Consider the following 24,717-nt stretch of genomic DNA (forward strand, 5'->3'; position numbering starts at 1 on the left):
TTGGAGGCGGTGCCGGTAAAAACCGACAGGCGGAGATCAATGAAGGACCCGCGGCCCCTCTTCTTTCTCGAATTCGCCTTCAACCATGCGCCCGGCCATCTGCACGCCGACGCTCAACATCGCCTTGGCGACTTCTACGTGCTGGCCTTGCAGGAACGCTTTGGCGTCCTCGGAGAAATCCAAAGTAACCAGAGAACCCTCGTCCTCAGCCCTGCGCAGCTCGATTCGGCCGTCTGGTAACTCGACAATTTCTAGAAAGGACGTTGGCATAAAGGTCTGTTCTCCACGAAAGGCCAGCATTATATAGGCATCGGCCAGGCTTCGCTCGGGATCTTGACCAGATACCCTCGCGATAAACGACTCAGCAGCCGAGCAAACAACCCCAAAGATCGTTCGCTGCGCTGTTCAGTCCCTCAGCACTCGTTCAAGCCTTCGCGAAAACGGATGGCCAGGCTTTTCAGGTTTTGCCGCCAGCTCTCCAGCTCCTCGCGACCCAGCTCCTGAGGCGCCTCTTCTTCATCGAGGTTTACCGCCAGGATCAACGGCTGCGTCACATCGCCTTTAGGCTTGTGCGGCGCCCGTGGCGGCTGGAACAACGCAGCATGGGCAGCCAGCAACTTGGCCAGCCAGGTTTCCGGGTTATTGGCCAGCTCGACCATCTCGGCCATTTCCGGGATAGCGATGCTTTCCAGCACTTCGCGCGTCAGCAACGATTCGGCCCGGGAGGCATTGGCCTGGGGCAAACGATAGAAGCCGGCAATCTCGTGGCACAGGCCCAGCAAGGCGCCGTACAAGTGAAACAACGCCGATTCGCGCCCCGCCTGAATCAGCGCCAGGGAATTCATCGCCCGCCCCTCTTCGGCTTTGGCGAGCGCTTCCAGCGACAGGCCGGCGAAATAGATCTTCTGGTTGGTACGGGTATAGAGTTCGTGGGCCATGACGGCAGCCTCCACAACGAAATAATTGCTTCACGCAGGTCAGACAGTGTCGTGGATCAACTCCTTATCCCGCAAGCATTGTCTGATCCTGAATGACACTCCCACTCAATAAATCGCCACCACCCTTGTGAACGAAACCGCTCCCTGGAAAAAAGCGCACGACTCCCGATCAGGGCGGCCGACCCCGCGTCAAAGCCTGTGGGAGATGGTTGTCTGAGTACATATCCGTTCCTGCGGTAACGGCCACTTATGGTTTCGCTCTTACAGCGACTCCCTTTTTCAAACGCCGGAGTGCCGGCCCAGCAAAAAGGAAGCAAAAGGCTTTGCCCCACCACTCGGTGCCTCGCTAGGGCTCGGCATGCCATAACGAAGGCATTGCTCCGTGGGTCGCCGCAATGGGCCATCCATGGCCCAGCGCGGCTAAACCGGCGTCCTGCCGGTTTACCCACTGCGCAATGCCTGCGTTCGGCCAGCGTGGTTAACGGGGCGCCCCAGATCAAAAACAAAAGCGAGGCGGCCTGACAGCCGACCTGACTTTTACTGCTGCACCTGATCCCCTGTAGGAGCCAGGCTTGCCGGCGAACCAAGCGCTGCGGTGTGTCTGTTACACCGAATTATCGTTCTTCGCCGGCAAGCCTGGCTCCTACAGGGGGAACGCGTACGGCTCCCGATCAGGTCGGCTGTCAGGCCGCCTTCGCCGGCAAGCCGGCAAGCCGGCAAGCCGGCACCCCACAGACATCGCAAACAAAAAAACCGCATGAAACCCCGAAGGTTCTCATGCGGTTTTTTCGGTTTGGCGACTTTTACGCCTTCGCAGCCGGTCGCTTGTCCTCGACCTTCCACTTGCCACCGTCGTAGAACGCTTTCCAACCAGTCGGCTTACCGTCGACTTCCGTCTGCACGTACTGCTCCTTGGTCTTGCGGCTGTAACGAATCACAGCAGGCAGGCCATCCGGATCTTTCTTTGGCGCTTCGCAAAGGAAGTGGTACTTCGGATCGATTTCATCCTTGTGCGGGATGATCTCCATCACCAGCGGCGCACGAGTCTCGCGGTTTTTCGGGAACTGGCTGGCGGCCAGGAACAGGCCCGACGCACCGTCGCGCAGGATGTAGGTGTCGTTGACCTTTTCGCATTTCAGCTCAGGCATCTTCACCGGGTCCATCTTCGGCGGCGCCGCATCACCGCTTTTCAGCAGTTTGCGGGTGTTCTTGCAGGTGGCGTTGGTGCAACCGAAGAACTTGCCGAAACGGCCGGTCTTGAGCTGCATCTCGCTGCCGCACTTGTCGCATTCCAGGCTCGGACCTTCATAGCCCTTGATGCGATAGGTGCCCTCTTCGATTTCATAGCCGTCGCAATCCGGATTGTTACCGCAGATGTGCAGCTTGCGCTTCTCGTCCAGCAGGTAGGCGTCCATCGCCGTGCTGCAGATCGGGCAACGGTGCTTGCCACGCAGCACCAGGGATTCCGATTCACCCTCGTCGTCCGCGGCGATTTCATCGCCCGGCACCAGGTTGACGGTCGCCTTGCAGCGCTCTTTCGGCGGCAGGCTGTAACCGGAGCAACCGAGGAACACACCGGTGGATGCAGTACGAATCTGCATCGGACGGCCACAGGTCGTGCACGGAATGTCCGTCATCACCGGCTGGTTGGCACGCATGCCACTTTCCGGGCTCTCGGCTACCTCGAGCTTCTTCTTGAAGTCACCATAGAACTCGTCCAGCACGTTTTTCCAGTCGCGTTCGCCCTGGGCCACGTCATCGAGGTGCTCTTCCATGCCGGCGGTGAAGCCGTAGTCCATCAGGTTGGAGAAGCTTTCCGACAAGCGCTCGGTGACGATGTCACCCATCTTTTCCGAATAGAAACGACGGTTGTGCAGCGCCACGTAGCCGCGGTCCTGGATGGTCGAAATGATCGCGGCGTAGGTCGAAGGACGACCGATGCCACGTTTTTCCATTTCCTTGACCAGGCTGGCTTCCGAGTAACGCGCCGGCGGCTTGGTGAAGTGCTGGGTCGGATCAAGCTTGATCAGCTTCATCGCGTCGCCCTGAGCCATGTCCGGTAGCACGTCGTCATCGCCCGGCTTGGCGATTTGCGGCATGACCCGGGTGTAACCGTCGAACTTCAGGATACGGCCCTTGGCGCGCAGCTCGAAGTCACCGGCACCGACGGTGACGGTCGTCGACAGGTACTGCGCCGGCAGCATCTGGCAGGCGAGGAACTGGCGCCAGATCAGCTCGTACAGCCGCTCTGCATCACGCTCCATGCCCGACAGCTTGCTTGGCTCGGTGTTGGCGTCGGACGGGCGAATCGCTTCGTGAGCCTCCTGGGCGCCTTCCTTGCTGCTGTAGACGTTTGGGTTTTCCGGCAGGTACTTCTTGCCGAACTCGCCTTCAATATAGGTACGCGCCATCGCCACGGCATCGGCCGAGAGGTTGGTCGAGTCGGTACGCATGTAAGTGATGTAGCCGGCTTCGTACAGACGCTGGGCCATCATCATGGTTTTCTTCACGCCAAAGCCCAGGCGGTTACTCGCGGCCTGTTGCAGGGTGGACGTGATGAACGGTGCCGACGGCTTGCTGCTGGTCGGCTTGTCTTCGCGCTTGACGATGCTGTAGCTGGACGCCTTGAGCTTCTCCAGCGCGGCCATGGCCTGGGCTTCGTTCAGCGGCTTGAAGGCTTCGCCTTTCTCGCGAGCGACGTCGAAACGCACGGTCGCGCCCTTGGCGGTGCCGAGGTCGGCGTGGACTTCCCAGTACTCTTCCGGGATGAACGCACGGATTTCACGTTCACGCTCCACCACCAGCTTCACGGCAACCGACTGTACCCGACCGGCGGACAGGCCACGGGCGATCTTGGCCCACAGCAGCGGCGACACCATGTAACCCACCACGCGGTCGAGGAAACGACGCGCCTGCTGGGCGTTGACACGATCAATGTCCAGCTCGCCTGGCTGGGAGAAGGCTTCCTGGATCGCCTTCTTGGTGATTTCGTTGAACACCACGCGCTTGTAGCGGGTGTCGTCACCACCGATGGCTTCGCGCAGGTGCCAGGCAATGGCTTCCCCCTCGCGATCCAAGTCGGTTGCGAGATAGATGGTGTCAGCATCCTTGGCGAGCCGGCGCAGCTCTTCGATGACCTTTTCCTTGCCCGGGAGGATCTCGTACTTGGCTTTCCAGCCATGATCGGGATCGACACCCATGCGCGCGACCAGCTGCTTGCGCGCCTTTTCTTTCGGCGACAAGGCCGGCGCTTCGCCCGCAGCAGCCTTGCCGCGCTTGGCGGCTGGCTCTTTGCTGGCGCTAGCCGAACCGCTGGTGGGCAGGTCTCGGATATGGCCGATACTCGACTTCACCACGTATTCGTTGCCCAAATACTTGTTGATGGTCTTGGCCTTAGCCGGGGATTCCACAATGACCAGCGATTTGCCCATGGATCAGAAAATTCCTGAATTCTAGAAGTGAAAGGCGGTTGGCGCCTGACGCGGCACCGCTATATATAGTGGCTACAAGGTGAGGTCAAGCGCAGGGTCCTGCGCGCACTCAGCTTATGGCTTGTTAAAAAGGCTTGGCTCGGCCTGCACCAAAGCAAAGCGTGGCACCTGTTCGCCGTCAACTTCGACCGATTCCAGGAACATGCTCAAGGGGCGTACCCAAAAGCCGTAATCGCCATACAGGGCTTGGTAGAAGACCACTTCTTCCTCGGTTTCCGAATGCCGTGCGACACTGAACACACGGTACTGCGGACCTTTGTAATGTTGGTAGAGCCCAGGTTGTATCGGCATGCTTCGGCCCTCACTCAAATCAGTTTGAAATAAAAAATAAAAAAATCCGCAAAAACAAAAACCGGGGCACTTGGCCCCGGCTTCCATCAACGCAACGCTTAAACGCGTTCGAAGACGGTGGAGATGCCTTGGCCGAGACCAATGCACATGGTGGCTACCCCAAGGTTGCCGCCATTCTGCTTCATCACGTTCAGCAAAGTGCCGGAAATCCGCGCACCGGAGCAACCGAACGGGTGACCCAGGGCGATCGCGCCGCCGTGCAGGTTAACCTTCTCGTTCATCTTGTCGAGCACTTTCAGATCTTTCAACACCGGCAAGGCCTGTGCAGCGAAAGCTTCGTTGAGCTCGAAGTAGTCGATGTCGGAGATACTCAGACCCGCACGCTTCAATGCTTTATGTGTAGCCGGTACTGGACCATAGCCCATGATCGCCGGGTCCACACCTGCCACCGCCATCGAGCGGATCACCGCCAGGGGCTGGATGCCGAGGTCCTGCGCACGCTGCGCCGACATCACGATCATGCACGAGGCACCATCGGTGATCTGCGACGAAGTACCGGCTGTCACGGTGCCGCCCTTCGGGTTGAAAGCAGGCTTCAATGCCGCCAGGCTTTCCAGGGTGGTTTCCGGACGAATGGTTTCGTCGTAGTCGAAGGTTTTCAGGAAACCGTTCTCGTCATAGCCCTGCATCGGGATGATTTCGTCCTTGAACTTGCCTTCCACGGTCGCCTTGTGGGCGAGTTGGTGGGAGCGCACGCCAAAGGCGTCCTGCTGCTCACGGGTGATGCCGTGCATCTTGCCCAGCATTTCCGCGGTCAGGCCCATCATGCCCGACGCTTTTGCCGCGTACAGCGACATGTGCGGATTCGGATCGACGCCGTGCATCATGCTCACGTGACCCATATGCTCGACGCCGCCAACCACGAAAACGTCACCGTTGCCGGTCATGATCGCTTGCGCAGCGGTGTGCAGGGCGCTCATCGACGAGCCACACAGGCGGCTGACGGTCTGGCCGGCCGAGGTGTGCGGGATCTGGGTCATCAGCGACGCCATGCGCGCGATGTTCCAGCCCTGCTCCAGGGTCTGGTTCACACAGCCCCAGATCACGTCTTCGACTTCGCTCGGGTCAACCTTGACGTTGCGTTCCAGCAGTTTGCTGATCAGGTGCGCCGACATGTCTTCGGCGCGGGTGTTGCGGTGCATGCCGCCCTTGGAGCGGCCCATCGGAGTACGACCGAAGTCGACAATCACGACGTCTCTTGGATTCAAGCTCATAAAATTTCACTCTCGCTCAAAAGTTGGGACGCTTAACCGAAGAACCGTTGGCCAGTCTTGGCCATTTCACGCAGTTTTGCGGTCGGGTGGTACAGCGCGCCCAAATCAGCGTACTGGTCAGCCAGGGCAACGAACTCTGCCACACCGAGCGAATCGATATAGCGCAGCGCACCGCCACGGAATGGAGGGAAACCGATACCGTAGACCAGGCCCATGTCGGCTTCGGCGGCGGTTTCGACAATGCCGTCTTCCAGGCAGCGCACGGTTTCCAGGCACAGCGGGATCATCATCCAGTTGATGATGTCTTCGTCGGTGACTTCGCGCTGTTCAAAGACGATTGGCTTGAGCACTTCCAGCACCGACGGGTCGGCGACTTTCTTCTGCTTGCCGCGCTTGTCGGTCTCGTAGGCGTAGAAGCCCTTGCCGTTCTTCTGGCCCAGGCGCTTGGCTTCGTAGAGCACGTCCACGGCCGAGCGGGTGTCGTCCTTCATGCGGTCCGGGAAGCCTTCAGCCATCACGTCGCGACCGTGGTGGCCGGTGTCGATGCCGACCACGTCCATCAGGTACGCCGGGCCCATTGGCCAGCCGAATTTTTCCATGACCTTGTCGATACGCACGAAGTCCACACCGGCGCTGACCAGCTTGGCGAAACCGCCGAAGTACGGGAACAGCACGCGGTTGACCAAAAAGCCCGGGCAGTCGTTGACCACGATCGGGTTCTTGCCCATTTTCTTGGCGTAGGCAACGGTAGTGGCCACTGCCAGTTCGCTGGACTTCTCGCCACGGATCACTTCCACCAGCGGCATCATGTGCACCGGGTTGAAGAAGTGCATGCCGACGAAGTTTTCCGGACGCTTGAGGGCCTTGGCCAGCAAGCTGATGGAAATGGTCGAGGTGTTCGAGGCGAGGATGGTGTCCTCTTTGACCTTGTCTTCGACTTCGGCCAGTACGGCTTGCTTGACCTTCGGGTTCTCGACGACCGCTTCGACCACCAGGTCTACGTGACCGAAATCACCGTAGGACAGGGTCGGACGAATGCCGTTGAGCACTTCAGCCATTTTCGCGGCGGTCATGCGGCCTTTGTCAACGCGGCCAACCAGCAGTTTGGCGGCTTCGGCCAGACCCTGCTCGATACCGTGCTCGTTGATGTCCTTCATCAGGATCGGCGTGCCTTTGGACGCCGACTGATAGGCGATACCGCCACCCATGATGCCAGCGCCCAGTACGGCGGCCTGCTTCACGTCCTTGGCGATTTCGTCGTAGGCCTTGGCTTTTTTCTTCAGTTCCTGATCGTTCAGGAACAGGCCGATCAGGCTCTGTGCAGCGGCGGTCTTGGCCAGTTTGACGAAACCGGCGGCTTCGATTTCCAGGGCCTTGTCACGACCGAAGTTCGCGGCTTTCTGGATGGTCTTGATCGCTTCGACCGGGGCCGGGTAGTTCGGGCCAGCCTGGCCGGCCACGAAACCCTTGGCGGTTTCGAAAGCCATCATTTGCTCGATAGCGTTCAGCTTGAGTTTTTCAAGCTTCGGCTGGCGCTTGGCCTTGTAGTCGAACTCGCCGGAAATGGCGCGCTTGATCAGTTCCAGCGCAGCTTCCTGCAGTTTCTCAGGAGCAACCACGGCATCGACGGCACCGACTTTCAGTGCGTCTTCAGGACGGTTTTCCTTGCCGGCGGCAATCCACTCGATGGCGTTGTCGGTACCGATCAGGCGCGGCAGGCGCACGGTGCCGCCGAAGCCCGGGTAGATACCCAGCTTGACTTCCGGCAGGCCGATCTTGGCCTTGGTCGACATGACGCGGTAGTCCGCTGCCAGGCACATTTCCAGACCGCCACCCAACGCGATGCCGTTGATCGCGGCGACTGTCGGGACGTTGAGGTCTTCGAAATCGCTGAAAATCTTGTTGGCTTCGAGGTTGCCAGCCACAAGCTCTGCATCCGGCAGCTTGAAGTTGTCGACGAATTCGGTGATGTCGGCACCGACGATGAACACGTCCTTGCCACTGCTGACGATCACACCCTTGATCGAAGCATCTGCCTTGATGGCGTCCACAGCCTGACGCAGTTCGTTCAGGGTTAGACGGTTGAACTTGTTGACGGACTCACCCTTGAGGTCGAACTTCAGTTCGACGATGCCACTTTCAAGAGCCTTAACCGTGATGGCTTTACCTTCGTAAATCATCAACTGATCTCCACGATATGGAAGCTGAACAGTACACGCCGGACGCAGGCGGATGGCTGGCAGGGACGTCTCTCGTCGATGCTACGCCTATCCACCCGGCACACCCGCCAACGCGATAGTCGGGATTCTGTAGGAGCTGTTTGTCATACAAACGCTCATTTCATACGCCCGTTTGATTTGGGTACGCCACCTTCACGGAAATTCCGACAATTGTCAATCGCCCAAAGTATGGGTTGAGCGGCGACCTGACGGTCATTTCTGTAAGACGAAGGCCTGCAACACGAGGCTGCATTGGCAAACATTCATAGAATCAATGATTAGAAAATTCGCCCTAATTCGCGGCAGCCGGTGTTTAACCGGCTACGCTGGCGGAACCTGGGGAAAAAAATGAACGCTTTTGGCGAATGCCCAGCGTAAGATCAGCCCAAACCGAATTACCGGCCTGCCTGGCCAACCCCGCCCGATGACGTTGTCGGGCTTTTTATTGCCTGCAAAAAAGCCGCGAGCCCTTGTAGGAGCTGGCTTGCCAGCGAAGGCGTCCTCACTGACGCTAAAAGCTTCGCTGGCAAGCCAGCTCCTACAGGGGGTCGGGTTCAGCGAGGAAGATCGGGTTCAGGCCAGGGCCTTGAGGGTGGCATCGATATTTTGCAAAACGGTCGCTTCGCCCTTCTCACCCCAATACAGGGTAATCATCTGCCTGTCGGCCTCGACCTTGTAGACATTGTCCGGCAACTTTTCGAAATGATTGAGCAGCGCCGGGTCGTCGCAGGGTTCCTGCCACTGGTTGACCCACACACCCGGTGATTTTTGCCAGTAACTCCAGCACGCCGGTTGGTTGCCCCGGCGTGGTCGATGGTACTGCGCACAAGGGTTTGGCGGCTCCTGGCTGAGCCAGTGCGGCCACTCCTGAGGCGCCAGCTGCATGGCCAGGCCAATGCGTCGCGCCTCCATGCGCAGGGCCATGCGCCCGCTCTGATGGCGCGAGGGTCGCAGCCATGCCAAGGGGCTCAACACCACCAGCAGGATTGACACCACTATCCAGACCGTCATATCTGTACTCCCGATTCTTGATGAGCGCATTGAGTCACTTTGGAGCCAATGCGCTTGAAACCAGCCATACTTACCAATATTGCAATCCTCAGGAGGAGCACCTCATGCCCTACAACCATATTCTGGTCGCTGTAGATCTGACCGAAGAGTGCGACCCTGTCATCCACCGTGCTCGCGAGCTGGCGGTGAGCAATGGGGCGAAGTTGTCCCTGGTGCATATCGTCGAGCCGATGGCCATGGCCTTTGGTGGCGATGTGCCAATGGACCTGTCACAACTGCAACAACAGCAGTTCGACCAGGCCAAGGAGCGACTCGATCGCCTGATCTTGAAATACCCTGAGCTCTCCAGGGAATACAGCCACCTGACCTACGGCCAGCCACGCCAGGAAATTCACCACCTGGCCAAGGAGCAAGGGTGCGACATGATCGTGGTCGGCAGTCACGGCCGCCATGGCCTGGCACTGCTGCTGGGCTCCACCGCCAACGACGTCCTGCACGGCGCGCCTTGCGATGTGCTTGCAGTGCGCCTGCAAAGCAAAAGCTGATAGCCATCGTCTGTAGGAGCCGGCTTGCCGGCGAAGGCGGTCCTGGATTTTGTATCGGTCTTGCGGGCCTCTTCGCTGGCAAGCCAGCTCCTACAAGGGATTGCATTGGATATGAAAAGCCCGGCGCTCATCACTGAGTGCCGGGCTTTTTTTATTGCAGGATCATTCAGGCATCCAGCTCGGCCCAACGCTCAACCATGATGTCGAGTTCAGCCTGCAACTGCGCCAGCTGCGCGATCACGGCGGCGGTTTCCGTTGCCGGACGCAGGTAGAAGCCGGCATCGGCCATCTGCCCCTCAACCGCAACGATCTGCTGCTCCATGGCTTCGATCTGCCCCGGCAACGCTTCCAGCTCACGCTGCAACTTGTAGCTGAGCTTCTTCTTCGCCACCGGCGCCTCGACCGCAGCCGCGACAGGTGCAGGCTCGGCCTTGACCACGGCGGAATTCAAGTCAGCCTTGCCGGACTTGCTCTCGGTCACGCCCAGCAGGCGCGGCGAACCGCCCTGACGCAGCCAGTCCTGGTAACCACCAACGTACTCGCGCACCTTGCCTTCACCTTCGAAGACCAGGGTGCTGGTGACCACGTTGTCGAGGAATGCCCGGTCGTGGCTGACCATCAGCACGGTGCCGTTGAAGGTCAGCAAGACCTCTTCGAGCAGTTCGAGGGTTTCAACGTCGAGGTCGTTGGTCGGTTCGTCGAGCACCAGCAGGTTCGCCGGCTTGCTGAACAGCTTGGCCAGCAACAGACGGGCACGCTCGCCACCGGACAGCGCCTTGACTGGCGTGCGGGCACGCTGCGGGCTGAACAGGAAGTCACCGAGGTAGCTCAGCACGTGGCGGCTCTGGCCGTCGATATCGATGAAGTCGCGACCTTCGGCGACGTTGTCGATCACGGTCTTTTCCAGATCCAGCTGGTGGCGCAACTGGTCGAAGTAGGCGACGTCGATCTTGGTGCCCTCTTCTACCTTGCCGCTGGTGGGCTGCAGGCCACTGAGCATCAGCTTGAGCAACGTGGTCTTGCCGGTGCCGTTGGCGCCGAGCAGGCCAATGCGGTCGCCGCGCTGCAGCACCATGGAGAAGTCCTTGATCAGGAACGGACCACCCGGGTGAGCGAAGCTCACGTTCTCGAGCACCATCACCTGCTTGCCGGACTTGTCGGCGGTTTCCAGCTGGATGTTGGCCTTGCCGGTGCGCTCACGACGCTCGCTGCGCTCGACGCGCAGGGCCTTCAGGGCGCGCACGCGGCCTTCGTTACGGGTACGACGGGCCTTGATGCCCTGGCGAATCCATACTTCTTCCTGGGCCAGGCGCTTGTCGAACAGCGCGTTGGCGGTGGCTTCGGCGGCCAGTTCGGCTTCCTTGTGCACCAGGAAGCTGGCGTAGTCGCCGTTCCAGTCGATCAGGCCACCGCGATCCAGTTCCAGGATGCGGGTTGCCAGGTTCTGCAGGAAGGAACGGTCGTGCGTGATGAACAGCACGGCGCCCTGGAAATCCTTCAGCGCTTCTTCCAGCCAGGCGATCGCACCGATGTCCAGGTGGTTGGTTGGTTCGTCGAGCAGCAGCAGGTCCGGCTCGGACACCAGGGCCTGGGCCAGCAGCACGCGACGACGCCAGCCGCCGGACAATTCGGCGAGGGTCTTGTCGGCCGGCAACTGCAGGCGGCTCAGGGTGCTGTCGACCAGGGTCTGCAAACGCCAGCCGTCGCGGGCCTCGAGGTCGTGCTGGACGTGCATCAGCTTGTCCAGGTCGGCATCGGTGACGATGTTCTGGCTCAGGTGGTGATATTCGGCGAGCAACGCACCAACACCGTCCAGGCCTTCGGCAACCACGTCGAACACTGTCCGCTCGTCGGCTACCGGCAATTCTTGCGGCAATTCGCCAATCTTGAGCCCGGGTGCGCGCCAAACCGAGCCGTCATCGGGCTTCTGGTCGCCCTTGACGAGCTTCATCATGCTGGACTTGCCAGTGCCGTTGCGGCCGATGATGCACACCCGCTCTCCACGGGCGATCTGCCAGGACACCTTGTCCAACAACGGCATAGCGCCGAAAGCAAGGGACACATCGCTGAATTTGAGCAGGGTCATGAGCTTCTCCAAAAACCGGGCGCGCATTCTACCTGAATTGGGGCCTCAGCAGGCCGGCATTTTCACCCTGGCAACACTCTGCACGACAAATGTTGCGAACTGATGCAGACGGGACCGCAAAGCTTTCACCCGTTGCTGGCAAAAGGCTAAGCTACGGATAATTCAGTGCGGGCATCGCCAGCACTTGTCATGTTTTTTCTGTCCGGACGTCTCATGCGCAGTCGCCTCCTCAATCTTTTGTCGTGTTTTTTACTTTCTGCCGCTGCCGTTCAATCCGTCCAGGCGGTAGACCTGTCCACCCAACGCCAGTACTACGATGAAGCCAAGCGTGCTTTGGCCAAGGGCGACACCGGACCGTACTTCCGCTACAGCCAGGCCCTGGCCGACTATCCGCTGGAGCCGTACCTGGCCTACGACGAGCTGACCGCGCGCCTGAAAACCGCGAGCAATGCCGAGATCGAGAAGTTCCTCGCCGAACACGGCGACCTGCCCCAGGCCAACTGGATGAAGCTGCGCTGGTTGCGCTGGCTGGCCGAACGCGGCGACTGGGCGACGTTCGTCAAGTATTACGACCCCAAGATGAATTTCACCGAACTGGACTGCCTGAACGCGCAATACCAGATCAGCCACAACCTCAAGACCGAAGGTTACGCCAACGCCAACAAGCTCTGGCTGACCGGCAAATCGCAACCGGCCGCCTGTGACGCCCTGTTCGGCATGTGGGCCGCCGAAGGCCAGTTGACCGAGCAGAAGCGCTGGGAACGCACCAAGCTCGCCGCCCAGGCGCGCAACTATCCACTGGCCGGCAGCCTGGTCAATGGCTTGACCACCCTCGCCCCCCGTGGCCGCCTGCTGATCGATGTGGCACAGAACCCGGAGCTGCTCAATTCACCGTCGCGCTTCACCCCGGCTGACGAACCGATGTCCGACGTGGTCAGCCTCGGCCTGCGCCGCCTCGCCCGCCAGGATCCGGACAGGGCCATGGCCCTGCTCGACGGCTACGCCAGCAGCATGCACTTCTCGCGCGACGAAAAAGTGGCCATCGCCCGGGAAATCGGGCTGACCCTGGCCCGACGTTTCGACAGCCGCGCGCTGGACATGATGACCAAATACGACCCGGAACTGCGCGACAACACGGTGTCTGAATGGCGCCTGCGCCTGTTGCTGCGCCTGGCGCGCTGGGACGATGCCTACCAGCTCACCCGCCGCCTGCCCCAGGACCTGGCCACCACCAACCGCTGGCGCTACTGGCAGGCCCGCAGCCTGGAACTGGCGCAACCGCAGAACCCCGAGGCGCAAACCCTCTACAAGAACCTCGCCCGCGAGCGCGATTTCTATGGTTTCCTCGCCGCCGACCGTTCGCAGTCGCCGTATTCGCTGAACAACAAACCGCTGGTGCTCAGCCAGGCGCTGATCAACAAGGTGCGCAACACCCCCGGTGTGCGTCGTGCCCTGGAGTTCCATGCCCGCGGGCAGATCGTCGACGGTCGCCGCGAGTGGTACCACGTCAGCCGCCACTTCAGCCGCGACGAAATGGTCGCCCAGGCCAAACTGGCCTACGACCTGAAATGGTATTTCCCGGCGATTCGCACCATCAGCCAGGCGCAGTACTGGGACGACCTGGACATCCGCTTCCCGATGGCCCACCGCAACACGCTGGTGCGTGAAGCCAGGAACCGCGGCTTGCATTCGAGCTGGGTGTTCGCCATCACTCGCCAGGAAAGCGCCTTCATGGACGACGCCCGCTCGAGCGTCGGCGCCAGCGGCCTGATGCAACTGATGCCGGCCACCGCCAAGGAAACCTCGCGCAAGTTCAGTATTCCTTATGCGTCGCCGCAGCAATTGTTCGAACCGGACAAGAACATCCAGCTCGGCGCAGCCTACCTGAGCCAGGTCCACAGCCAGTTCAACGGCAACCGCGTCCTCGCCTCCGCCGCCTACAACGCAGGCCCCGGTCGCGTGCGCCAGTGGCTGCGTGGCGCCGACCACCTGAGCTTCGACGTCTGGGTGGAAAGCATCCCGTTCGACGAAACCCGCCAGTACGTGCAGAACGTGTTGTCGTACTCGGTGATCTACGGCCAGAAACTCAACTCGCCGCAGCCGCTGGTGGATTGGCATGAGCGGTACTTCGACGATCAGTAACAGTCGGCCCTGAATTGCGCTGGCCTTCCGGACGCCTTCATTTGTAGGAGCCCGGCTTGCCGGCGAAGGCGTCCTCGAACATTGCGCCGGCCTTCCGGGCCTCTTTACTTTGTAGGAGCCAGGCTTGCCGGCGAAGGCGTCCTCGAACATTGCGCCAGTCTTCCGGGCCCCTTCGCGGGCAAGCCTCGCTCCTACAGGCGAAGGCGTCCTTGAACATTGCGCCGGCCTTCCGGGCCCCTTCGCGGGCAAGCCTCGCTCCTACAGGCGAAGGCGTCCTCGAACATTGCGCCGGTCTTGCGGGCGCATTCGCTGGCAAGCCAGCTCCTACAGTTCGGGGACAGTCTGTCCATCACTGAACTGCAACGCCGCCAGCCGCGCATACAGCGCGTTGCTCGCAATCAGCGACTGGTGCGTCCCCACCGCTACCAGCCTCCCCTGGTCCATCACCGCAATGCGATCGGCGTTCTTGACCGTGGCCAGGCGGTGGGCGATGACCAGGGTGGTGCGGTTTTTCATCAGGCTCGGCAATGCCTGCTGGATCAGGTGTTCGCTTTGGGCGTCGAGGGCGCTGGTGGCTTCGTCCAGCAGCAGGATGGGCGCATCCACCAGCAGCGCGCGGGCGATGGCCAGGCGTTGGCGCTGGCCGCCGGACAAGCCGAGGCCGCCGTGCCCCAGGTGCGTCTGGTAACCGTTGGGCATGGCTTCGATGAAGTCGTGGGCGTAGGCGATTTTTGCCGCCTCGCGGACCTCGGCCAGGGTTGCCGTCGGGTTGCCGTAGCGCAGGTTGTCCTCGATGCTGCCGAAGAACAGCGCCGGGGTTTGCGAGACCAGGGCGAAACAACGCCGCAGGTCCAGCGGATCGAGCTGAGTCAGGGGAACACCGTCGAGCAGGATGCGCCCTTCGGCCGGGTCGTAAAAGCGCAGCAACAAGTCATACACCGTCGATTTGCCGGCCCCGGACGGCCCGACCAACGCCAGGGTCTCCCCAGCCTGGATGGTCAGGCTCAGGCCATCGACCGCGTAACTTTCCGGGCGCGAGGGGTAGCAGAAGCGCACGTCCTGCAACACCAGGTCACCCCGTACCCGCTCGGGCAAGGTCACTCGGCCAGTGGTCGGTGGCTGGATGATGTTCTGCGCGCGCAGCAACTCGGCGATCCGCTCGGCCGCGCCCGCCGCGCGCTGCAACTCGCCGATCACCTCACTCAGGGTGCCGAACGCACTGCCGACGATCAGGCTGTAGAACACAAACGCCGCCAACTCACCCGCGGAAATCCGCCCGGCAATCACGTCCATGCCGCCGACCCAGAGCATCACGCCGACGGCGCCCAGCACCAGCACGATCACCAGGGTAATCAGCCAGGCCCGCTGGAAAATGCGCTTGCGCGCCGTGTCGAACGCCTCTTCCACGGTAGCCGCGAAGCGCTGTTCGTCCTGGGCCTGGTGGTTGTAGGCCTGCACGGTCTTGATCTGGCCCAGGGTCTCGGACACATAGCTGCCGATGTCGGCGATCCGGTCCTGGCTCAGGCGCGACAGGCTGCGCACCCGCCGGCCGAAGATCAGGATGGGGGCGATCACCAACGGCAAGGCAATCACCACGATGCTGGTGAGCTTGGGGTTGGTGACAAACAGCAGGACAATCCCGCCGATCACCATCAGCAAGTTGCGCAGGAACAGCGACAGAGACGAGCCGATCACCGATTGCAGCAGCGTGGTATCGGCGGTCAGGCGCGACTGGATCTCGGAGCTGCGGTTGTCCTCGTAGAACCCCGGGTGCAGGTAGACCAGATGATTGAACACCCGGCGGCGGATGTCGGCGACGCAACGTTCGCCAATCCACGACACCAGGTAAAACCGTGCAAAGGTGCCGACCGCCAGGCCGATCACCAGCAGCATGAACAAAGCGATGGACTGGTTGAGCAAATGCGGCGACTGGGTCATGAACCCCTGGTCCACCAGCAGGCGAATGCCCTGCCCCATGGACAAGGTAATGCCGGCCGTGACGACCAGCGCGAACAGGGCACCCAGCGCCTGCCAGCGATAAGGGGCGATGAAACGACTGGCCAGGCGAATCGCGCGACGGTGACGAACTGTGAGCATTTGCATCATCCACAATGGAGCCATTGACAGGACCAGCGTACACCGACCAACGAGGTGCAATGGCTGAATCAGAATGAGTCAGGTTAATTATGACCGTGCAGTCTAGTACCTAGACATTATTGGTCTAAAGTTGCGGTAGCCAGGCTGGGCTATTTCTGGTCGACTGGCGGTGCCGTTCAGGAGTGATCGCAGGGAGTTGTCATAGCCTGGTCACCTGACGGTTCTACACTAGGCACACAACCTGATGAGGAGACAGGCCATGTCCTTGCAACAACGCAGCGATGACAAGATTGAAGTGATCCGCACGCAGCCAGACCAGTCTCTGGGGTGCTCGATTATCGACGAACAGGGCCGCGAAGTGCCGATCACTGAAGACATGATCCAGAAAGCGTGCAGCGAACTGGAGAAGCGATTGGTCAAGCCTGCCGAAGAGAAGTGATGTAGCCACGGTTTTCATTAACCCGGCCCTTGAGGGCCGGGTTTTTTATTGCCTGAGAACCCGCATATTTTTCTGTAGGAGCCAGCGGTGCGGCGATCCGACTTGCCGGCGAAAAACGATGACGCGGTTTAACAGATACACCGCAATGTCTAGTTCGCCTGTAGGAGCGAGGCTTGCCCGCGAAGAACGATTACGCGGTGCAGCAGTTACACCGCGGTGCCTGGTTCGCGGGCAAGCCTCGCTCCTACGGATACGAGGTGCCCGGTTTTCAGAGCGCCGTGGCGCCCAGCGCCGCCACGATCTGCTGCAACGCTGGCGCATCCCCATCGATGCGCACCTGCAACCCGTCGATCTCCCGTCGCGACGGGTACTGCTTGCGCAACACGTCGAACGCCGCACGCTGCTCGCTCACACTACCGACCAGGCTGCGACGGAAATCCGCATCGTCACGGCGCGGGTCGTACACGCCACGGCACAACATCGCCAGGGCCCAGGCCGGGTCGGTGTCCCCGCTCAAGGTCACCTGCGACAGCCAGGGGGCTGGCAGCAAGTCGCTGAGGCTGACCTGGGGCGCTTGCCCGAGGAACTCGCAGTACGCCTGATAGATCTGTGCCGTTCCGCGCTGCTTGCCATCGAGGCTGTAGCCGGCGATGTGCGGCGTGGCCAGCACGCAGAGCTCGGCCAGGGCCACATCGACTTCCGGCTCGCCCTCCCAGACATCGAGTACCGCCTGCAGGTCTTCGCGCTCCAGCAGCACCTCTCGCAAGACGCTGTTGTCCACCACCGGGCCACGGCTGGCGTTGATCAGCCAGGTGCCGGGCTTGAGCTGGTTCAGGCGGCGTTGATCGAACAGGTGCCAGGTCGGCTGGGCACCCTTGCGGGTCAGCGGGGTGTGCAGGCTGATGACATCGCATTGCTCGATGATCTGCTCAAGGCTGACGTAGTCGCCCCCTTCAGCGGCCTGGCGTGGCGGATCGCAGACCAGCACGTTCCAGCCCAGGCCCTGCAGGACTTTGACCAGGCGTCCACCCACCTCACCGGCACCAACCACGCCGTAAGTGCGCCGGGTCAGGTCGGCGCCTTCGATTTCAGCCAGGGTCAGCAGGCTGCCGAGCACGTAGTCGACCACGCCCCGGGCGTTGCAGCCCGGCGCGCTGGACCAGGTGATGCCGGCCTGCTGGAAGTATTCCAGGTCCAGATGATCGGTGCCGATGGTGCAGGTGCCGACAAAACGCACCTTGCTGCCTTCGAGCAACGCACGGTCGACGCGGGTGACCGAACGCACCAGCAGCACATCGGCCTGTTCGACCGTTGCACGGTCGATGGAACGCCCCGGCACCCGGCGGATTTCACCGAATGTCTGGAAGAAGGCGTCGAGCAGGGGGATATTTTCGTCGGCAACGATCAGCATGTCAGGCTCCTTTGGCGGACCGGCAGTGTAGGCGTAGAGGGTACCTGGCGCCTAGCACGCATCGCTTGTTGTAGGAGCGAGGCTTGCCCGCGAAGAACGATAACGCGGGGTTTCAGGTGCACCGCGGCGCACCCTTCGCGGGCAAGTCGGATCGCCGCACCGCTCGCTCCTACAGGGGAAAGGGGGTGTAATTACAAATGCCCAACACAGTCTTTTCCTGACCGTTGCGTCAACGCGTAGAATGCGCACCCGCGCATGAAAAATCCTTGGACGTTTTGCCCTTGAACTCCGTGACTGACCACACCACCCGCCCTTCCCTCTCCCGCCCCGCCCGGGTCCGCCTGGAGCTGAAAAACCTGCTCGGCCTGGCCTTGCCGATCATGATCGCGCAACTGGCCACCACGGCGATGGGCTTCGTCGACGCGGTGATGGCCGGTCGGGTCGGGCCGCGCGACTTGGCGGCGGTGGCGCTGGGCAACTCGATCTGGGTGCCGGTGTTCCTGTTGATGACCGGCACGTTGCTGGCCACCACGCCAAAAGTCGCCCAGCGCTTCGGCGCTGGCACCCACAGCGAGATCGGCCCGATCGTGCGTCAGGCACTGTGGCTGGCCCTGGTGGTGGGCCTGATGGCGACCGGCATGCTGCTGTGCGCCGAACCCATCTTGCGCGTGATGAAGGTCGATCCCGAACTGATCGGCCCCTGCATGCAGTACCTGCACGGCATCGCCAGCGGCCTGCCTGCGGTCGCGCTCTACCATGTGCTGCGCTGCTTCAGTGACGGCCTGGGGCGCACCCGCCCGGCAATGGTCCTGGGCCTGTGCGGCCTGGCGCTGAACATTCCACTGAACTACGTGTTCATCTATGGCCACTTCGGCGTGCCGGCCATGGGTGGCGTCGGTTGCGGCTGGGCCACGGCGATCGTGATGTGGGTGATGGCCCTGGGCATGGCCGGCTGGGAGCGCTGGGCGCCGGCGTATCAATCGAGCCAGCTGTTCAGCCGTTTCGACTGGCCGCAATGGTCGGTAATTAAGCGCCTGCTGGGCATCGGCCTGCCCATCGGCATCGCCGTGTTCGCCGAGTCGAGCATCTTCGCGGTGATCGCCCTGTTGATCGGCAGCCTCGGCGCCACCGTGGTCGCCGGGCACCAGATCGCCCTGAACTTCAGCTCGCTGGTGTTCATGATCCCCTACTCCCTGGGCATGGCCGTGACCGTGCGGGTCGGCCAGGCGCTGGGGCGCGAGCAACCCCGTGAAGCGCGCTTCGCCGCGGGCGTGGGCATGGGCACGGCGCTGGCATACGCCTGTCTGTCGGCGAGCATGATGTTGTTGCTGCGCGAGCACATCGCCACGATCTACACGGCGGACCCGACGGTGATCAAGGTGGCGGCGATGTTGATCGTGTATTCGGCGCTGTTCCAGTTTTCCGATGCGATCCAGGTCACGGCGGCCGGCGCGTTGCGCGGCTATCAGGACACCCGGGTGACGATGATCCTGACGCTGTTCGCCTACTGGGGCATCGGCCTGCCGGTGGGCTACGCCCTCGGCCTGACCGACTGGTTCGGCACGCCTAGCGGCCCGAGCGGCCTGTGGCAGGGCCTGATCGTCGGCCTGAGCTGCGCGGCGCTGATGCTGTCGATCCGCCTGACGCGCAGTGCACGCAAGCGGATTCGCCTGGCTTAACCACCATCCTTTATTTGTAGGAGCTGGCTTGCCAGCGAAGACGGTGTATCAGTCGCCATCTCTGTTGGATGACGCACCGCTTTCGCTGGCAAGCCAGCTCCTACAAGGGTTTTGTGGGTTAGCTGGATTTTTTGCGGATCCAGTAGAGGTAGGTGCCGGCGTCTTCATGCTGCCCCACCAGTTCATGGTCGAGAAACACGCAGAACTTGGGAATGTCGCGGCGGGTCGACGGATCGGTGGCGATCACCTTGAGCAGGCCGCCAGGCACCAGGTCACGGATGTGCTGGTGCAGCATCATTACCGGCTCCGGGCAGTTGAGACCGGTGGCGTCGAGGGTGCCGTCTACCGGCTTATCAAGCATTTCACTCATGATTAACTCCTGAAACTTGCCGGCATTGTACACCGCTGATCGTTCCCACGCTCTGCGTGGGAATGCCGCCAGGGACGCTCCGCGTTCCAGCTCTGGATGTGACGCAGAGCGTCACGGGATGCATTCCCACGCAGAGCGTGGGAACGATCAGTACGCACAGTCAGCGGGATTTCGGTTTCTTCACATCCAACCGGCGCAAATGGCAGGTCACTTCCTCACGGTCGTGGTACAGCTGCTTGCAGCCGATCTCCACGCGAATGCCCCGGGCCTTGAAGCCATCGGCGATCCGCTCGAGCAGGCGCTTCACTTCGGCGTAGCGCTGTTTCATCGGCAGCTTGAGGTTGACCACCGCCTCGCGGCAATGCCCCTCGCCGATCCACTCCTCCAGCATCGCCGCGTTGCGTGCCGGTTTCTCGACGATGTCGCAGACCATCCAGTCCACCGGTTGCTTGGGCTTGAAGGTGAAACCGTCGGCCATCAAATGCTGCACCAGGCCGGTGTCCATCAGGCTTTCAGCCATCGGGCCATTGTCGATGGCGGTCACCAGCATGCCGCGGTTGACCAGCTGCCAGGTCCAGCCGCCAGGCGCAGCACCCAGGTCGACCCCGGTCATGTCGCTGTGCAGGCGCTCATCCCACTGGTCCCGTGGGATGAAGTGGTGCCAGGCCTCTTCGAGCTTCAAGGTCGAACGGCTCGGCGCCTCGCGGGGGAATTTCAGGCGCGGGATGCCCATCGGCCACATCGCCGAGTTGTTTGACTCCGCCAGGCCGACGAACACTTCACGGCCGCTCTTGAAGGTCAGCAACAAGCGCGGCTTGCTGGCATCGTCCACCAACTTGCCGGCGCCGGTCAGCGCCTTGCGCAGCGGGCCTTCGAACTTCTTGCAGAAATTCGACAGCTCCTTGCCATCATTGGTGTCGACCACTTCCAGCCACAGGCTGCCGCAGGTCGGAAAATCCGCCAGGTGCGCGAGGATCACACTGATGCGATCACTCTCCGGCAGGTCGATGAAAATCCCCCGGGCCCACTGGCGCGGGAAGATCAGATTGGCAAAACGCTGCCCGCGCATCAGGCGCTCGGCGCCGTCTTCCTCGGTGCAGACAAACTCAGCGCAGGCGCTGGCGGCCTTGGCCTTGGCATAACCGGCCACGTTCAGTTGTGCGGCGAGGTCGGAAATCTCGGAACAGACTTCACCTTCGAAGCCCGGCCGGCAATGCATGAAAAGGGTGTTCATTCTTACTCCTGGGCAGATGGCGAAACATTCGACCACTGCGCGATGCCCAGACTTGCGCTGGCGCAAAGCCTGTCACGAAAACCGGCGCATGATAGCCGACTTCGGAACCTCGGACTTGCCCATAGAGTCCAGTTATTAGCCAGCTACTTAAAACAGGGCTAGGTTTAGTGCTCTGCCCGTTCCCTCAGTCCGTAGCCGTGCGGACTCAAAGGAGTGATCGTAATGCCGTCCCTCGATAGCCTGAAGACCCTCAAGACCCTGCAAGTCGACGACAAGCTTTACCACTACTACAGCCTGCCGGAGGCCGCCAGAAGCCTCGGCGACCTGGACGCCCTGCCCATGTCGCTCAAAGTGCTGCTGGAAAACCTGCTGCGTTGGGAAGACGCCAAGACCGTCTCCAAAGCCGACCTCAAGGCCATCGCCGCCTGGCTCAAGGAGCGTCGCTCCGACCGCGAGATCCAGTACCGCCCGGCGCGCGTGCTGATGCAAGACTTCACCGGCGTGCCCGCCGTGGTCGACCTGGCCGCCATGCGCGCGGCGATGGCCAAGGCCGGCGGCGACCCGCAGCGCATCAACCCGCTGTCGCCGGTGGACCTGGTGATCGACCACTCGGTGATGGTCGACAAGTTCGCCACCAGCAGCGCCTTCGAACAGAACGTCGACATCGAAATGCAGCGCAACGGCGAACGCTACGCCTTCCTGCGCTGGGGCCAGAGCGCCTTCGACAACTTCAGCGTGGTGCCACCGGGCACCGGGATCTGCCACCAGGTCAACCTCGAATACCTCGGCCGCACCGTCTGGACCAAAGATGAAGACGGCCGCACCTACGCCTTCCCCGACACCCTGGTCGGCACCGACTCCCACACCACCATGATCAACGGCCTCGGCGTGCTCGGCTGGGGCGTCGGCGGCATCGAAGCGGAAGCGGCGATGCTCGGCCAACCGGTGTCGATGCTGATACCCGAAGTGATCGGCTTCAAGCTCACCGGCAAACTCAAGGAAGGCATCACCGCCACCGACCTGGTGCTGACCGTCACCCAGATGCTGCGCAAGAAAGGCGTGGTCGGCAAATTCGTCGAGTTCTACGGCGACGGCCTGGCCGACCTGCCCCTGGCCGACCGCGCGACCATCGCCAACATGGCGCCGGAGTACGGCGCCACCTGCGGCTTCTTCCCGGTGGACGACATCACCCTCAACTACCTGCGCCTGTCCGGGCGCCCCGAGGCCACGGTGAAACTGGTCGAGGCCTACAGCAAGGCCCAAGGCCTGTGGCGCCTGCCGGGCAAGGAGCCGCAGTTCACCGACAGCCTGGCCCTGGACCTGGCCAGCGTCGAAGCCAGCCTCGCCGGCCCCAAGCGCCCGCAAGACCGCGTGTCGCTGCCGAACGTCGCGCAAGCCTTCAGCGACTTCGTCGGCCTGCAACTCAAACCCACCAGCAAGGAAGAAGGCCGCCTGGAAAGCGAAGGCGGTGGCGGCGTGGCCGTGGGCAACGCGGACATGGCCGGTGAAGTGGACTACGAATTCGAAGGCCAGACCCTGCGCCTGAAAAACGGCGCGGTGGTGATCGCCGCCATCACCTCCTGCACCAACACCTCCAACCCGAGCGTGATGATGGCGGCCGGGCTGGTGGCGAAAAAAGCCGTGGAAAAAGGCCTGCGCCGCAAACCCTGGGTAAAAAGCTCCCTGGCCCCGGGCTCGAAAGTGGTCACCGACTACTACAAGGCCGCCGGCCTGACGCAGTACCTCGACACCCTGGGTTTTGCCCTGGTCGGTTATGGCTGCACCACCTGCATCGGCAACTCCGGGCCACTGCCGGAGCCCATCGAAAAAGCCATCCAGAAGGCCGACCTCACCGTGGCCTCGGTGCTGTCGGGCAACCGCAACTTCGAGGGCCGGGTGCATCCGCTGGTGAAAACCAACTGGCTGGCCTCGCCGCCGCTGGTGGTCGCCTATGCCCTGGCCGGCACCGTACGCATCGACCTCAGCCAGGAACCCCTGGGCGAAGACCAGGACGGCAAGCTGGTGTACCTGCGCGACATCTGGCCCAGCAGCCAGGAAATCGCCGAGGCGGTCGAACGGGTCAACACCGCCATGTTCCACAAGGAATACGCCGAAGTGTTCGCCGGCGACGAACAATGGCAAGCCATCGAAGTGCCGCAAGCGGCCACCTACGTCTGGCAGGACGACTCCACCTACATCCAGCATCCGCCGTTCTTCGACGACATCGGCGGCCCGCCACCGGTGGTCAAGGACATCAGCGGCGCACGCATCCTCGCCCTGCTCGGCGACTCGGTGACCACCGACCACATCTCCCCCGCCGGCAACATCAAGGCCGACAGCCCGGCAGGCCACTACCTGCGCGACAAAGGCGTGGAACCGCGCGACTTCAACTCCTACGGCTCACGCCGAGGCAACCACCAGGTGATGATGCGCGGCACCTTCGCCAACATCCGCATCCGCAACGAAATGCTCCACGGCGAAGAAGGCGGCAACACCTACTACATCCCCACCGGCGAGAAACTGGCGATCTACGACGCCGCCATGCGCTACCAAGCCTCCGGCACCCCGCTGGTGGTAATCGCCGGCCAGGAATACGGCACCGGCTCAAGCCGCGACTGGGCAGCCAAGGGCACCAACCTGCTAGGGATCAAGGCGGTCATCGCCGAAAGCTTCGAACGCATCCACCGCTCCAACCTGGTGGGCATGGGCGTGCTGCCACTGCAGTTCAAGCTCGACCAGAACCGCAAGAGCCTGAACCTGACCGGCCGCGAAACCCTGGACATCCTCGGCCTGAGCGGCGTCGAGCTGACACCGCGGATGAACCTGACCCTGGTCATCACCCGGGAAAACGGCAGCCGGGAAAAAATCGAAGTGCTGTGCCGGATCGACACGCTCAATGAGGTGGAATACTTCAAGTCGGGGGGGATTTTGCACTATGTGCTGCGGCAGTTGATTGCGTCGTAAGCGCGGAATAAGCGTTGGGGCTTCAGGCGCCGTTATTGCGGTAACGGCGCCTGTGACGCTACCCCCACCCTCCACACTCAATCCTTGGAGCCAGGCTTGCCGGCGAAGGCGTCCTTAATGCCAACCAATTACTTGCGAATGCACTCGATCCACTGTGGGAGCTGGCTTGCCAGCGAAGGCAACCCGACAGCCAACCCATCACTCCCGAATGTACCCGATTAACTGTAGGAGCTGGCTTGCCAGCGAAGGCAACCCGACAGCCAACCCATCACTCCCGAATGTACCCGATTAACTGTGGGAGCTGGCCTGCCAGCGAAGGCGGCCTGACAGCCAACCAATCACTCCCGGACGCACCCGATCCACTGTGGGAGCTGGCCTGCCAGCGAAGGCGGCCTGACAGCCAACCAATCACTCCCGAATGTACCCGATTAACTGTAGGAGCTGGCTTGCCAGCGAAGGCAACCCGACAGCCAACCCATCACTCCCGAACGCACCCGATCCACTGTGGGAGCTGGCCTGCCAGCGA

The 24,717-nt window shown here is 61.8% G+C and carries 17 protein-coding genes; 5 read left to right on the forward strand and 12 right to left on the reverse strand.

Annotated elements, in window-relative coordinates; all coding sequences use genetic code 11:
* Positions 1-36: 36 nt before the first annotated feature.
* The 7 genes from HFK74_RS20025 to HFK74_RS20055 all read right to left on the reverse strand — a co-directional run bounded on the left by HFK74_RS20025 (position 37) and on the right by HFK74_RS20055 (position 9,224).
* On the reverse strand, positions 37-270 hold the full coding sequence (locus tag HFK74_RS20025; protein WP_008064452.1) for a hypothetical protein: 234 nt from the start codon (positions 268-270) through the stop codon (positions 37-39).
* Between the two features lie 143 nt (positions 271-413).
* Positions 414-938 (reverse strand): DUF6586 family protein, encoded by a 525-nt coding sequence (locus tag HFK74_RS20030; RefSeq protein WP_180204994.1) that lies wholly within the window; start codon positions 936-938, stop codon positions 414-416.
* An 803-nt stretch (positions 939-1,741) separates the two neighbouring features.
* A complete protein-coding gene (gene topA, locus HFK74_RS20035) occupies positions 1,742-4,369 on the reverse strand; it encodes a type I DNA topoisomerase (protein ID WP_180204995.1) in 2,628 nt (875 codons plus the stop codon).
* A gap of 114 nt (positions 4,370-4,483) precedes the next feature.
* Positions 4,484-4,720: a DUF1653 domain-containing protein gene (locus tag HFK74_RS20040; protein ID WP_020800559.1), complete on the reverse strand. Its 237-nt coding sequence runs from the start codon at positions 4,718-4,720 to the stop codon at positions 4,484-4,486.
* A gap of 98 nt (positions 4,721-4,818) precedes the next feature.
* Positions 4,819-5,994 (reverse strand): acetyl-CoA C-acyltransferase FadA, encoded by a 1,176-nt coding sequence (gene fadA, locus HFK74_RS20045; RefSeq protein WP_180204996.1) that lies wholly within the window; start codon positions 5,992-5,994, stop codon positions 4,819-4,821.
* 32 nt (positions 5,995-6,026) lie between these two features.
* Positions 6,027-8,174, reverse strand: a complete 2,148-nt coding sequence (fadB, locus tag HFK74_RS20050) for a fatty acid oxidation complex subunit alpha FadB (protein ID WP_180204997.1) — start codon at positions 8,172-8,174, stop codon at positions 6,027-6,029.
* A 612-nt stretch (positions 8,175-8,786) separates the two neighbouring features.
* A complete protein-coding gene (locus tag HFK74_RS20055; protein ID WP_180204998.1) occupies positions 8,787-9,224 on the reverse strand; it encodes a hypothetical protein in 438 nt (145 codons plus the stop codon).
* 104 nt (positions 9,225-9,328) lie between these two features.
* Between HFK74_RS20055 and HFK74_RS20060 the strand changes: the two genes are divergently transcribed.
* On the forward strand, positions 9,329-9,769 hold the full coding sequence (locus HFK74_RS20060) for a universal stress protein (RefSeq protein ID WP_008057932.1): 441 nt from the start codon (positions 9,329-9,331) through the stop codon (positions 9,767-9,769).
* 166 nt (positions 9,770-9,935) lie between these two features.
* Here the strand turns inward: HFK74_RS20060 and HFK74_RS20065 are convergent, their stop codons facing one another.
* Positions 9,936-11,855 carry an ATP-binding cassette domain-containing protein gene (locus HFK74_RS20065; protein WP_180204999.1) on the reverse strand — a complete coding sequence of 640 codons (1,920 nt, stop codon included), beginning with the start codon at positions 11,853-11,855 and terminating at the stop codon, positions 9,936-9,938.
* A 213-nt stretch (positions 11,856-12,068) separates the two neighbouring features.
* On the opposite strand from HFK74_RS20065, the gene HFK74_RS20070 reads away from it, so the two are divergent.
* Entirely contained in the window at positions 12,069-13,997 is a 1,929-nt protein-coding gene (locus HFK74_RS20070) for a transglycosylase SLT domain-containing protein (RefSeq protein ID WP_180205000.1), read from the forward strand.
* 324 nt (positions 13,998-14,321) lie between these two features.
* Here HFK74_RS20070 and HFK74_RS20075 read toward each other — a convergent pair whose 3' ends face one another.
* A complete protein-coding gene (locus HFK74_RS20075; RefSeq protein ID WP_180205024.1) occupies positions 14,322-16,103 on the reverse strand; it encodes an ABC transporter transmembrane domain-containing protein in 1,782 nt (593 codons plus the stop codon).
* A 250-nt stretch (positions 16,104-16,353) separates the two neighbouring features.
* On the opposite strand from HFK74_RS20075, the gene HFK74_RS20080 reads away from it, so the two are divergent.
* Complete coding sequence (locus HFK74_RS20080; protein WP_008057927.1) at positions 16,354-16,533, forward strand: PA1571 family protein; 180 nt, start codon at positions 16,354-16,356, stop codon at positions 16,531-16,533.
* A 268-nt stretch (positions 16,534-16,801) separates the two neighbouring features.
* On the opposite strand, the gene pdxB is transcribed toward HFK74_RS20080, so the two are convergent.
* Positions 16,802-17,944, reverse strand: coding sequence for a 4-phosphoerythronate dehydrogenase PdxB (pdxB, locus tag HFK74_RS20085; RefSeq protein WP_180205001.1), 1,143 nt, complete (start codon positions 17,942-17,944; stop codon positions 16,802-16,804).
* A gap of 281 nt (positions 17,945-18,225) precedes the next feature.
* On the opposite strand from pdxB, the gene HFK74_RS20090 reads away from it, so the two are divergent.
* Entirely contained in the window at positions 18,226-19,623 is a 1,398-nt protein-coding gene (locus HFK74_RS20090) for an MATE family efflux transporter (RefSeq protein ID WP_180205025.1), read from the forward strand.
* A gap of 118 nt (positions 19,624-19,741) precedes the next feature.
* Here the strand turns inward: HFK74_RS20090 and tusA are convergent, their stop codons facing one another.
* Positions 19,742-19,993: a sulfurtransferase TusA gene (tusA, locus tag HFK74_RS20095; protein ID WP_033042637.1), complete on the reverse strand. Its 252-nt coding sequence runs from the start codon at positions 19,991-19,993 to the stop codon at positions 19,742-19,744.
* 160 nt (positions 19,994-20,153) lie between these two features.
* The gene (gene rlmM, locus HFK74_RS20100) at positions 20,154-21,227 is read right to left on the reverse strand and encodes a 23S rRNA (cytidine(2498)-2'-O)-methyltransferase RlmM (RefSeq protein WP_180205002.1); all 1,074 of its coding nucleotides are present in this window, start codon (positions 21,225-21,227) and stop codon (positions 20,154-20,156) included.
* A 222-nt stretch (positions 21,228-21,449) separates the two neighbouring features.
* On the opposite strand from rlmM, the gene acnA reads away from it, so the two are divergent.
* Complete coding sequence (gene acnA, locus HFK74_RS20105) at positions 21,450-24,191, forward strand: aconitate hydratase AcnA (protein WP_180205003.1); 2,742 nt, start codon at positions 21,450-21,452, stop codon at positions 24,189-24,191.
* Positions 24,192-24,717 lie beyond the last annotated feature (526 nt).

It is taken from the genome of Pseudomonas sp. SbOxS1 (assembly GCF_013416725.1).
GTDB lineage: Bacteria > Pseudomonadota > Gammaproteobacteria > Pseudomonadales > Pseudomonadaceae > Aquipseudomonas.